The sequence below is a fragment of the Cupriavidus mimosae genome, from assembly GCF_023952485.1.
GTDB lineage: Bacteria > Pseudomonadota > Gammaproteobacteria > Burkholderiales > Burkholderiaceae > Cupriavidus > Cupriavidus taiwanensis_C.
On the sequence record NZ_JALHRY010000034.1, the window covers coordinates 1 to 13,291 of the forward strand.

General features: G+C 63.7%; 6 protein-coding genes. 5 read left to right on the forward strand and 1 reads right to left on the reverse strand.

The genetic code is table 11. The features are described from left to right. Positions 1 to 8: 8 nt before the first annotated feature. The gene (locus MKD50_RS29405; protein WP_012354626.1) at positions 9 to 641 is read right to left on the reverse strand and encodes a response regulator; all 633 of its coding nucleotides are present in this window, start codon (positions 639 to 641) and stop codon (positions 9 to 11) included. A gap of 1,343 nt (positions 642 to 1,984) precedes the next feature. On the opposite strand from MKD50_RS29405, the gene MKD50_RS29410 reads away from it, so the two are divergent. From MKD50_RS29410 to MKD50_RS29430, 5 genes are all read left to right on the forward strand, one after another. Then, the gene (locus MKD50_RS29410) at positions 1,985 to 2,935 is read left to right on the forward strand and encodes an aldose epimerase family protein (protein WP_012354627.1); all 951 of its coding nucleotides are present in this window, start codon (positions 1,985 to 1,987) and stop codon (positions 2,933 to 2,935) included. Positions 2,936 to 4,975: 2,040 nt separating this feature from the next. Further along, a complete protein-coding gene (gene istA / locus MKD50_RS29415) occupies positions 4,976 to 6,472 on the forward strand; it encodes an IS21 family transposase (RefSeq protein WP_012354628.1) in 1,497 nt (498 codons plus the stop codon). Then, entirely contained in the window at positions 6,469 to 7,290 is an 822-nt protein-coding gene (istB, locus tag MKD50_RS29420) for an IS21-like element helper ATPase IstB (protein ID WP_012354629.1), read from the forward strand. Before istA ends, istB begins: the two co-directional genes overlap by 4 nt. Before the next feature lie 1,312 nt (positions 7,291 to 8,602). Next, positions 8,603 to 8,962 (forward strand): hypothetical protein, encoded by a 360-nt coding sequence (locus MKD50_RS29425; RefSeq protein WP_012354631.1) that lies wholly within the window; start codon positions 8,603 to 8,605, stop codon positions 8,960 to 8,962. A gap of 384 nt (positions 8,963 to 9,346) precedes the next feature. Next, positions 9,347 to 11,197, forward strand: coding sequence for a site-specific integrase (locus MKD50_RS29430; protein WP_012354632.1), 1,851 nt, complete (start codon positions 9,347 to 9,349; stop codon positions 11,195 to 11,197). Positions 11,198 to 13,291: the final 2,094 nt, after the last annotated feature.

Sequence of the window (13,291 nt, forward strand, 5' to 3'; positions counted from 1 at the left end):
TAGAGACCTCATTCCTGCGTGAATCCATGTCGAATTGCATAGCGAATAAGCTCGGCGTTGTTCTGAAGCCCCAGCTTTTGCATCAGCCGCATCTTGTGGGTGCTGATCGTCTTAGCGCTTAGCGATAGTGACTCGGCGATCTCGTTGACGGTTTGCCCTGTAGCAAGCCGCTGCAGCACTTGGAATTCCCGATCAGACAGCACTTCATGTGCTGGCGCGTCAGTGCCCCTCTGGTGAAACACCATGGCATCGACCAACGCCGGATCGATGAACTTGCCCCCTGCGGCAAGCTTTCGTATTGCCCCAAGGAGGATCTCCGGGTCACTATCCTTTGTCACATATCCAGATGCCCCGGCACGTAAGGCCCTTGAAGCGACCTGTGCTTCGTTATGCATGCTGAGAACCAGGATGACGAGACTCGGCCATTCGAGACGAACCCTCCGAATCAAGTCGATGCCACTGATACCGGGCATAGTCATGTCCAAGAGGAGAAGGTTGAACTCTCCGGTGCGCAATTGCTCCAACGCAGCGGCGCCATCCGCGGCCTCGCCTGAGACGACGATATCTGTCGTGGTCGCCACAATTTGCTTTAGACCACTGCGGACGATCGCGTGGTCTTCAGCAATAAGAACTCGAATCATGCTTGACAGGGATTGGTGGCTATAAATTGACGCGCCCGCAACAGCACTGCGATCGTGTCGATACTTGGTCTTTCAAAACCCTATTATCAACACCGACATCCGTTGCTGGGGGAGGAAGGAACATGGTACGCCATATCCCTGGTGTTCGGATATGGGATACATCGATAGATCGACAGAGGCCATCCCCTTGCCACGCCGGATGTGAACTCTAGCGGCGCGTATTCGTGCCTTGCGTTAGGGCGCCGTCTTGTAGAAAGCGCCGATGGAAGGTTTGATCACCAGTAGGTGCGCGCAAGTCTAACGGCAGCTTCGCTGTACTCCCGGGGCGAAAGGAGCTTCCCGTCTACATGACCGGCGCGGCTCCTTCCGCAGGGACGTCGTCTTTGAATGCACAGTAAGTGACTTAAAAATTTGGTTATGTGTCGCAAGCGGGGAAACTGAATGTGAATAAACGGCGCGCGCATGGAGCACTTTGGCGGTCGTGCACCGCCGGTATGACGATCGATAACCAATGCGTTGCCAGGCTCTTCCTACTTTTAGCGAGCGGCAGACCGCGCGAGTTAAGCAATAGCCATGCCGACAATGAGTTCTCGCCCCTTGAATGCGTCACTCCGGCTCTCACTGGAGACGCGCTGTCGTGCTCAAAGTTCTTTTAATCACGCTCCACGGTTTTACATGGGTGACCCAGCTTTGTGAGCGGCGTGCCGAAGATCGCCGGCAGTGCTATAGGCGCGCTCAAGCAGGGACAGAGCACTGATAGGTGAGCGCTGAAAAATTCTCAGATACCCGCTGCAGAATGCTCGAGAAGCAGCGGACTTTTTCGTACCGCCGAGACGGCACGATTCGTCGGATGCGGTGATGGCATATAAGCGCCGCACCGCTGGTGATGCAGTTCCGGCGCGGCCCGCGTGGCCCTTGCCCTCTGGCGGACTGCCGCCGCAGCGCGCTGTGGTGCCCATTAGCAGCCCGCCCACCTCCGGAAGCACCAGCTCGCGCTATCCGTGGCTAAGGGATGAATTGCACCGCATGATGGAAGACTGTGTCAGAAGTGCGCGAAGCATGATTTTCGATCTGGACTACTTGAGCCCGGCAATCATACGTGCCCTGAGTGTTTTGCTGGATGACGCTGTGCTATGTTCAACGAGATCGCTCCAGCGCCCCGCTTGCTGAGCACGCTGTCGGACCTGAAGGAGTGGTGCCTGATCGCTGTGGGCTATGCGCCGCAGGGCATCGCCAGCCACGTTGCGCGCTTCCTCAAGGCATGTGCGGGCTCAATCAGCATGGGGGCAGTGTGCCGGCGACATCTGCCTTATCATGGGGCCTTCGCACCCATCACCACAACCATGCATCTGCCAACCGAAGACTTCCAGGGTCACCCGCTGGTGTGGATTGGCCACGCCGACTCCTATCTGCTGCTGGCACCTCAACATGGTGGGCGCCTGGTCCGCTGGGTACACCGAGGGCAAGATATCCTTTACTGGCCCGACGCCGCTGACTGGAGCTGCCCCGCCAAGGTCCGCGGCGGCAATCCACTGCTGTTTCCGTTTGCCGGCCGGCATTTTGTCAAGGGCAACCCGGGGCAGTGGCGTGATTCGCAAGGGAAAGTGCATTCGCTCGCGCTGCACGGTTTTGCGCGCGACCTTCCGTTTGAGGTTAGCGCCATCAACGGTCGCGCGTCCATCAGAATGACGCTGCGCGACAGTGGGGCAACGCGCGCAGGTTATCCATTCGCCTTCGTTTTTGAAGCCATCTACGCGTTGCTGCCCGATGGCCTGGAAGTCACGCTGCGCACCATCAATACCGGCACGCAGTGCCTGCCCTGCTATCCCGGTCACCACTTCTATTTCGCCTTGCCCCACTCACAGCGCGCCGCAGCATCGCTCGCACTGCCGCGCACCGAGCGCTTGCGCCAGCGGTCGGATGGCAGCCCGATGTGCGCGGAGCCGGGCGAGCCAACATACCGGCTCGACGACCCACGGTTGCAGGACGCCCTCCACGCCTTCCGCGCTAACCCGTCTGCCACGCTGGCCATACCTGGGCGCAAAATCCGCTTCGAACTGAACCAGCCCGGCAGCGCGCCATGGCATGCCGTGACCACATGGTCCGAGACTGAGACCGCCGACTTCTATTGCGTGGAGCCGTGGGTGGGCCTGCCCGATGCGATCCACCACGGCCTCGGCCTGCGCTGGATCGAGCCCGGCCAGAAGGAAAGCGCGGTGTGCCGGTTGCGCGTCACGTCAGATCTCCTCGCGTTGGCCAAAGTTCGCTCAGACGATGAAGTGGCACCGACGTGATAAACGTACTTCAAGTCGCCTTGCCGGAAATTGCTCCTTGTGCGTTCGTGTTCAATCATTCTGTTGCTTTCCTAGCGCATCAGTCTGTCGCTAGGTTGAAAACTCCGACACCGCTCCTTTCGATCATGGGAATCGTGCCGTTGACTTTCAACGTCGTCCATCACCCCCGGATTTCGCGCGGTGGTCTGATACTACTTAAGCTTAAGACTCCAAGTTAGTAACCACATGGGGACACAACTAAGTGCCCATGGTCCAGCCGGAAGTCTCGGGGACACGGCGAATCTGCCCAGTGCAGGGCTGCTTACCGCAATAGGCGGTTTTTTCATGGGCCTATGCTTGGAAGAACCCGGGGTGAATGGCGTTCGCATTGACCTGTAAGTAGGTTCACGATGTGCTGCGAATACGGTCGGCTCGTCGTTTCCGGATCCCAGGACCTCGTTCGCGAGGCGGCGATCCTTCCTTATCGCTCTTTGCGGGCTTGGCCCGTCAGTGATTCTATTACCTTCGGCCGTGCTGTACCGCCGCAACGGCGAGCGCATAATTTCAGCTTGGGGGCGCTGGCGGAGCGGCCCGTCCGAGACGCGCTTGAAGGCGGCCGCTTGCATGCGCCGTGAAGATTCAACACATTGTATCCGTGGTTCATCCACTGAGTCTGGAAAACGCGGCACCACACGTTGCTGGAAGGCTGGATCGAGTCGGCCAGCCACGATGGCGGGCGCTTTGTGATCCGCGTCATCGACGGAGTCCACAGGATGTCGCAGCGAGAATGGTTGTGGCTCGGCAGCGAGTGGCCGACGGGCTTTGGCCTGTCGTTCACGGCAAGCCATCCGCCGGTGCGTTGTGCACAGGGATTCCGGTTTGCGACAGGGCGACCGCGCTGATGCATGCCATGACCGATTGCCTGCCGGTGGGTTATTGCCTGGCCAGTCAATTTTCCGATAAAGACGGTGCGCCATGTCTGCCGCCACGTACTGCTACGCTTGGCCGCGGCGCGGGCGTTGAGGAAGCGACATCACTGAATGCGTGGCGGCAGTTGGTCAAGGCATGCCGGTCATCGCATCTTGATGGCGATAGTGTCGGCCACTGCGGCACGACAGCACAATGAACGCAGCGCGATGCAGATGTGATGGAACCCCGTGTTTAACCTGGCGTCGCGACAGCATCCTGCCCTATGTGTCCTAGATGAGCCACACCCTGCACGGGGTCAGCGCACTCAATGGGCTTTGGGCATGCCAGCTTACGCTCATGCGGCGGACTGGGATCACCACGGCCGGCACCGGCCCGCCTTGATCGGGAGCGACTCGCGGCGTTAGTGGGCATTCCAATGGTCAACGCTCGAAGAAGCGAGGGCTGGCCTGCGGCCCGCCCTCTTCGGCGCCGTAGCCAGAGTCTGTCCCCTCTGGCTGGCTGCAGACTTATTTGCGCTGCGCTGGCTGCAGCACTGTCCGATCCACGCGGAGCCCAGCGTGCGGAGTGTCGCTGCGGCCGGGCATTTCCGATGACGTTGTCGGGTCCTGACGGCCGGCTGGCAGCTGCGGCTTGCGATCGGCTGCGCTTTTTGCCCCCGAGTTGTGCCACCGCCCTCGCATGGTGCCGGCGGACATAGTGCGATGAATCCGTTAGTGGTGTGGCTCGATGCCCTCACGTACCTCTCGTATTCGGAGGCGGTCGCAGGCCGACGCTATTGGACCCCACGCCTGGCTTTGAGCGCTGGCGGAGCGCCGCGTCCGCGATACGCTTGCGGACGGCGGCTTGCATGCGCCGACGCTAGCGAGTTCGCGACCGGCCCGCTCTGTGGCCGTTGGGGTACCAGGCGCCGTCACGCTGCCTGCGTCGTTGAGCCGGTTATTGGAGCCAATGCCCGGCCTGCGGTTATCGCGCTAGACGGCGACAATTATCTTGGCCGGTTTGATGACGATTATCTTTGCCGGTGGGGCAGTGGCGGAGGCGGCGTAGCCGCCGGAGACACTGCCCCACCGGCGGCGCCGGGCGGAGGGGGTTTTAGGATGGCTGATTGCCTTCAAGAAGAAGCGAACAGCCATGTCCGGGATCCACATTACGGACCAGCAGGTCCGCCTCTTCATGAACAAGCGCAAACATCACACCCAGGAAGTTGCAGCGGCAATGGCCGGCATGAGCGTCCGCACAGCGCGGCGAATCGAGCACCGCGACCATCTGCCGTCGCAGAAGACGCCACGCACGTGGCGCACTCGTTCCGATCCGTTTGCTGATGGGGACAGCGAGATCGTGCCGCTGCTGCGCCTCTCGCCCCGGCTCAAGGCAGTCACGTTGCTGGCCAAGCTGCAGGAGGCTCATCCCGATCGGTTCCCCGACAGCATGCGACGCATGCTGGAACGGCGCGTTAGCCAGTGGCGCGCGATCGAGGGCCCCAGCAAGGAGATCTTCTTCCCGCAGGAACACCTGCCCGGCGTGCAGGGCCTGTCGGACTTCACCGACATGCGCGATCTGCACGTGACCGTCGCCGGCGCGCCGTTCGGGCACAGGCTGTATCACTTCGTGCTTGCGTTCTCGCACTGGGAATACGCTGGCGTCGTCGAAGGCGGCGAGAGCTTCGAAGCCTTGTCTAACGGCTTGCAGAATGCGCTCTGGCAGGCCGGCGGCTGCCCGCGCGAACATCGCACTGACAGCCTGTCGGCTGCGTTCAAGAACCTGCAGCAACAAGAGGACTTCACGGCCCGCTACGCCGCGCTGCTCGAGCATTACGGCATGACGGGCACACGCAACAACGTCGGCGTGGCTCACGAGAACGGCAGCGTTGAGTCGTCTCATCGCCATCTGAAGGAAGCCGTCGACCAGGCTCTCATGCTGCGCGGCCATCGCGACTTCGCAGATCGCACCGCTTACGAGGACTTCGTGCGCGAGGTCGTGATGCGGCGCAACCGCCGCAACGCCGCCGCGTTCAACGTCGAGCGTGAACATTTGCAGGATCTGCCGCTGCGGCGCACTACCGACTTCGTCGAGGAGGAGGCACGCGTGACGCGCTGCGGCACCTTCACGGTGCGCGGCATCCTCTACAGCGCGCCGTCGCGCCTGATCGGCCACAGGCTGAAGGTGCGGATCTACCCCGATCGGATCGACTGCTATCTGTCGGGGGCCTTGGTGCACAGCACCGCGCGTGGGTCTCATGCCGCTAACAGCCGTCGTCGCGCGCTTGACTACCGGCACTTCGTGGACGAGCTCAAGCGCAAGCCCCAGGCGTTCAAGGGGTTGGCGTTCCGCGACGACCTGTTCCCACGCGAAGCGTACCGCCGGGCCTGGGAACAGCTCGAAGCCCGGATGACGCAGCGCGATGCCTGCAAGACCATGGTCGGTTTGCTCGATCTCGCCGCGAACCACGGCGTCGAGGTCGTCCTTGCCGCCCGGCTCGAGGCCTTGCTGACTGCGGGCGAATTACCGGACCTCGAACAACTGCGCAGCGAGTTCGCACCGCGGCAAGCGCAGTGTCCGGAGGTAGTCGTCGAGACGCCAGCGGCGTCGCTCTATGACACGTTGCTCGACGCGGAGGTGACAGCATGAACATGCCTGCAACCTACGATGCCGCGCGCCTGGGCCTGATGCTCAACGAACTGCGGTTGCCGACGATCGGCCGACTATGGCCCGAGTTTGCACAGCGCTCTGACAAAGAGGGCTGGCAGGCCGCGCGGTTGCTTGGCGCACTGCTCGAGCACGAACTCGCCGAGCGGGTCAAACGGCGCATCGAACGACATCGCATCGAATCGCACCTTGATCCGACCAAGACGCTCGACAGCTTCGACTTCGGCATGGTGCCGATGGTCTCGAAGGCCCACGTGATGGCGCTCGCGACCGGCGACTCATGGCTAGAGAAAGGCGCCACGATCCTGCTGTTCGGGCCGCCGGGCGGCGGCAAGACGCATCTCGGCTCCGGCATCGGTCACGCCCTGATTGATGCCGGCTACCGCGTGCTGTTCACGCGCACCAGCGAGATCGTGCAGAAGCTGCAGGTGGCCCGCCAAAGCCTGCAGTTGCCGTCGATGCTCGGCAAGCTGGACCGCTTCGACCTGATCATCCTCGATGACCTGTCGTACGTGCGCAAGGACCAGGCGGAGACGAGCGTGCTGTTCGAGCTGATCGCAGAGAGATACGAGCGGCGAAGTCTTCTGATCACGGCCAATCAGCCGTTCTCGGGCTGGAACGATGTGTTCCCCGATCCGTCGATGACGGTGGCCGCCATCGACCGCCTGGTCCATCACTCGACGATCTTCGAGCTGAACGTCGAAAGCTACCGGCGCCGCAACGCCAGCGACAACAAGCGTGCGCGGCGGCGTCAATTACCCGAAACCGAACCGGAAGGAGCGACAACAATGACGACCTGACGAGCGACAATTACCCCAGCCGACAGGCCAAGATAATTGTCGTTTGACCGGCCAAAGTAGTTGACGCTCTACATCGCGCCATGCGGCACCGTCAACGCCGCGTGGCATTGTCTCGCAATGGCACGCTCAAGGCTGGACGGGCGCTGCCGCCCTCGCCCCGCCCGGCGCCCTCCACAGGCGGTGACTGCTCGGCGGGCTAGAGCGCGGCACCAGGTTCTGGGTTTACCGAGAAGCTGTCGGCGCCTTTGTCGCGCGTTTGCACGACGGACGAATTCAGGCAGTTGGCGAAACGTCCCGAGCCGCTATCTAGGATTACGGTCCGCGTGCTTCGCTCTCCCCCCGGTTTGCAGTCGTCTGCACGAACGCCGTCGCCGCGAGCGGCGACAACACAGATATGGGAACGAGACCGCCGGGCGCCGTTTCCGCATACCGAATCAGCGCCTCGACGTCGCCGTGACTTGCCAGATGCTGGACCGCTGCACTGCGGCGCGCCGTTTCAGGCAACGGCATGCGGAGCGGCTGACCGGCCAATCGATGGCTAACGCCAGCTCGCGATCACGCGCCACCGCCACTTGGCAACCCGAGCGAGGGAAGCCGTCGTATTGGCCGTCGCTGCCGACCACGACGGTGGGGCGCTCGCCCGCCACGTGCGCCGCCATCTGGCTCCCGACGGCGCGAGGTGGGTGGCCCGGTTCCGGTTCATCGACGCGTGCGATCCGTTGGCGATCAGCGCGTGGATCGGCAGCAGTCGCCGCGCGCGGTAGGCATTCATCGAGCTGCTGTGGGGACGTGCGGCCGAACCGGGCATTGAACAACGGCGTTGGCCCGATCGCTCGCCGCCGGCCGGGACCGTGGGACAGCTTACTGAACCCGTGCAAGCCGATTGTCGGCTGTGCGGCGCGGACCATGCCGATCCCGCGACGCGACACTGGCTTGCCTGCCATGCGGCGCCCAACACATCGTGGCGTGACAGCGGCTGGCTGGCGCGCCTCATGCCCAGCGGCTGGCTCGACTTCGCGGCGGCGATGCCGGCGAATGGACGGCGGCCCCGCATGCTGACAAAGCAATGCGGCAGGCGCGGCTTGCACACCTATATGTTGTAACCCTCCCCTATCCCACTTGGCAGGAAATCCCCCGAATCAGTGCGTTGCGCGACACTCTACCTGAGCGCGTCTGTGCCCTTCCGCACCGAAAGTTGTAATCGCTGCCGCCGTTTCACCTAATGTTGTGTCTTGTTGGAGCGGGATGGGAGGGCCGTAGGGTGCGCGCCAGAATACATCTACGGGCCCGAAGTACTGCGGCAGAGTCGGAAGTGGAGATCAATCTGGCCACGTGGCCCACGGTCGATGAGCAAGCCCTGCCAGAGCCTCAGCGCGTGACCTTTCTTGCCCGCGTCAGCGCGGTTCGGCTCTATTTGAATGGTGCCGATGGCAAGCATATTCGCGAGAAGGCGGGCATCAGCCGTGGCCAGGTGTACCGCCTGCTGACCGAACGTTGCCTGGCGCCGCATCCGGACGGTCGTATCTATGGCTGGCCGCGAGCGAATCGCCCCGAGCAGCTATCATGGGATTATGGTTCGCCCTTCTCCGCTATCGCCCGGTCCGCGCGAATGCATCATGGCCGTCCGCAGCTACAACTTCAGGTGCAAGCGGAGACAACTTCAGGTGTGTGAGCGGCGTGCGCTGTGAAAGTGACGTAAGAACCGGTGGATGGCCTTACCTGATAACCCACATTATCAGGCTTGAATTTTTACGGGATTTACCGGGTTTCTGAGGCGGCACTTGGGAAAACCGGGGATGGCGGAGGTGCCGGAACCGGCGCCACAAGGCCCGCAGAGCCACAAGGCCCGCAGACACGCGGCGCTGACACCGCTTGAGATCCGCCACGTGTGCGGCGATTCTCACAGTGTAGCCGAAAATGGCGTCGCTGCCCCGCCTGCGACGCCACCTGAATACCCCTTCCCGACTGTCATTCATCCTCGCGCGCGCCGCGCGGAAAGCGTCATCCCGCCATTATTATCAGGTAAGATAGGCTTGCTGCCGTTCTCTTCCCTGCCATGGCCCAACATAACCTCGTCGCTGCCGACACCCCGCGTTATACCCGCGCCGACTTCACGGCGCTGCGCTTCCGGCTCAACCGCATCCCGACCGAACAGATCCTGGCGCGCGTCTATGACGAAGAGGCGCTGCACGCCGCCGGCATCGACACCGCGGCGCAACTCGAAGCCCGGCTCGATGCCATGCGCGATCACCTGGTCGAGCGCGTCTGCCTGAGCAACCCGTACCTGTCGGCGAGCCTGGCGGACGCGCGCCGCTTCAACAGCTGGCCGAAATCGGCCATCGACTATCTGGTGCGTGCCGCCGATCAGGACTTTTCCGCGCCGCAGCCCGACGACCCGGTGTCGGCCTGGCTGCGTCCGATCGTGTTCCGGGCGCTGCGGCACGAGCACATCCAGACGCTCGGGCAACTGCACGCCTACATCGCGCTGCGGGGCCGGCGCTGGTACCTGCCGGTGCCGCGGCTCGGGGCCGGCAAGGCGCGCGCGATCGAGCGCTGGCTGCAGTCCCAGGCGGCGACGCTGGGGCCGCTCGCGGTCGTCGACGACACGCCGCAGGCAGCGTTGGTCGAGCTGGGCCCGGATCTCGCGCGCAAGCTGGTGCCGCTGGAGCAGATGGGACGGGTCGTGGCGATGTTCGACGGCAGCGAGGGCCGCAACCGGGCGCCAGGTTCCTGCCTGATTGCCGCGCGAAACGACCTCGAGGCCATCCAGGCCTACCTGTATCGCTTCCGCGACCGCAACAAGACCGCGCGCGCCTACCAGAAGGAGCTGGAGCGCTTCCTGCTCTGGTGCGTGGGCGTGCGCCGCATCGCGCTGTCGAGCGTGGGCGTCGACGATTGCGAGCGCTACAAGGATTTCCTGGCGCAGCCGGATCCGTCCTGGGTCGGCCCCAAGGCGCCCCGCAGCTCGGCCCGCTGGCGCCCCTTCGCCGGCGCCCTCAAGCCGGAATCCCAGCGCTACGCGGTACTGGTGCTGCGTGGCTTCTTTGCCTGGCTCGTGGGGGTGCGCTACCTGGGCGGCAACCCTTGGCTGCTGGTCCCGGATCCGTTGACGGCGCGCCGGGAGGTGCCGATCGCGGTCGAGAAGGCCTTGCCGGGGCAGCTATGGACGGCACTGGTGCAGCCTGGTGGCATCCTCGACCAGCTCTGTGCGAAATGGCCCGCAGTACCGGTGACCGCGCCGCTGACCGCAAAGGATGCCGACGCGCCCGGTGCCCAGTACCGCCTGGCGCGCGCGGCCGTGCTACTGCTCGGTTGCAGTGGCGCACGCCGCGAAGAGGCGGCCGGCGCGCAGCGCTGCCACCTCCAGCCGGTGCCGGAGCAAGCCGGCATCCCCGCTGGCCTGTGGGAACTGGCGCTGCTCGGCAAACGCAGCAAATGGCGCACCGTGTTCCTGCCGGCGCGCGCCATCGACGCGTTGCGCGCGCACTGGGCCGACCGCGGCCACGATTTCGAGAACGCCGATCAGGCGTTGGCGTTGCTCTCCCCGGTGGTGGTGCCGTCGACACGTACTGCCCAGGCGAAGCATCTCAGCTTGACGGACGGCGAATCGGTCCTCACTGGCAAGGGCTTCTCACCGGATGGCCTGTACCAGCTATTGACGGCGACGCTGCAGCGCATCGCCGACGACGCCTCGCTCCCCATGACCGAGCCAGAGCGGGACCTGTTGCGCCGGGCTGCGCCTCACGCGCTGCGGCATACGTTTGCTACTCATGCGGTGGCCAACGAGATGCCTGCGGACGTCCTCCAACGGCTATTAGGGCACGCCTCACTGCAAACGACCTCTTTGTATGTCCGAGCGGAACGCGCGCGCGGCCTCGCTGCGGTGTCGAAGCTCTTCCCCAGTTAGTGCGCTGCCCCGGGAACGGATGCCCCCCGACTTGGCGCGGACGCCGCAGCTTGTGTGCACCAGCCGTCTTGCACGGCGACCGCTGTTGGCTGCTGCGTATCCCCTCATTCGTCTGGGTGGTCACGGCGGGCCGTGGCGACTTCTGGGATAGCGGCGCCAAGGTCAGCATTCCACATCGGCGAGCCGGCCATTTGATCCCATGCCCACGGAAGCATCACCACGTCAAGGCTAACGATTGGCGCGAGCAACGTCATTGCGACCTCAGATTCCAATTGGCTGGTAGGCACGTCGCGCGGGTAAGCCGATCCGGGGCGCGGCTGTCCCGAGTTGGGACAGCCGCCGGGGAGAGTCGCCGCTCTCCGAGTCCGAGCAACGCAAGCACATCATAGCGACTTGAGAAGGTTGCGTCCTTGATAGGCGCCGCTTACCGAGCGGCCTGCGCCGGCACCATATCGCCATTGTCCCAACTTGGGACAGCCTCTCCAAGGGTACGGCGGCGGAACGCCCCGTTTTTTTGACGCCGCTGAACAAATGCCCCAAGTCGGGACAGTCTTGGTTGCCGCGCGACATAGGTCTGCCGCCAGCGTCGGTGTAATGTGCGAAGCCGACCTGTAGGTGGGCAGGGCCATGTCGTCCCGGGGGACGGCCGCGACGCTCGCCCGAAAGAGCGCTGGTCGCGGCTGCGGCAGTAGCCATCCCGGTGTCCCAAGTCGGGACAGATTCTTGCGCGTTCCCCCGCGTGTCACCTTGCCGCCGGCCAGGTCATTGCCGACGGGACAGAGTCTGGATGGATCGCACGGCGCCCAGCCCAGCTTCGGCGCGAGGCGCCGCGCCTGACCGTGGCTCCTTCTGGCAGCCGCCATAGCGACGACTTTGTTGACTCGGGAAAGCCCGTGCACGGATACAGTGATGGAACAAATCGCTTCGATGATCTCCCCTCAAAAAGTATCCCGAGTTGGGACAGTCTCAGCGGCGGCACGACATAGGGTCGCCGGCAGCGTCGCTGCGACGTGCGATTCTGACCTGCAGGTTGCAGCGGCCATTGTGCTCCTTGGGACCGCAGCCAGACTCGTCCGAAACAGTGGTGGCCTCCAGCTGCGGCATCTCCGCGTCCCCAGTCGGGACAGTTTCGCCAACGTTTCACCGTGTCCCACGTTGCCGCCTGCCGGCTTACCTCTCGAGGCCAAGTCCACTACTCCTCGCCATCATTACCGACGCGCGCGTGAGCGCGAGTTTCCTGGCCGCTACCATCCCCACTTGGGACAAGTGCCGGCGGTATGACCGTGAACGTTCAATGCGAGCGCATCACTGCAAAACGGTAGGGATCGCGCTTTGGGTTGGCATCGCTGGCAGAGCCCCTAAGACGTGGTGTCCCTAGTTGGGACAACCTCGGCTGCGTTGGAATGCGCAAGAAACTGTCCCGACTTGGGACACCGGGAAGGCTACAGCCGCGGGTGCGACCGCCGGCTTTCGGGCCAGCCTTGCTACCCGGAGGGGCGGGGCCATTTCCCGGACGCCCGCGGCTGGCCGCTCGCCGCCGCGTTGGCCATGGGGCCGAGTTGGCCGGATCGCCCAGAGTTTCGCCACTTCGGCGAACCACAGCGTTGTCCCACATCGCGCCTGACGGCATGAGGCCTTTCGGCCGCGGCCGGTTTGACTGACCGGCTTCGCTCGTCGCGTAGCGACGCTCGCTCAAATGCCTCAGCGCTTACCGGGGGTGTCCCAACTCAGAACAGTCTCTGCGTCCGACCCTCCGCCCACCGCACTATTGTCGCGGCGAACAAGGCGCCAATGCCCCGCCGCCGAGGCTCCTGTGCGACTGTCCCAACTTCGGACAGCCGTCGCGATGCAGCGGTCGCACAGCTCCTCGCACATTCATCCAGTCCTCTGCACTGCAGATTGCAGGTACGCTTCCCGCGTAGCATCCCTCCTGCAATGCGCCGGACCGAGCAGAAACTCCCATGGGCCTGTCAGTCCCAAATCGGGCCATCTGTCCAATCGCTGGGAGCCGCCGTTACAGAGCGAGTGAAGGCGACCCTGCCCGATACGGTAGCACCGCGTAGCAGCCGATTAGCCGATCGCGGCCAAAAAAAA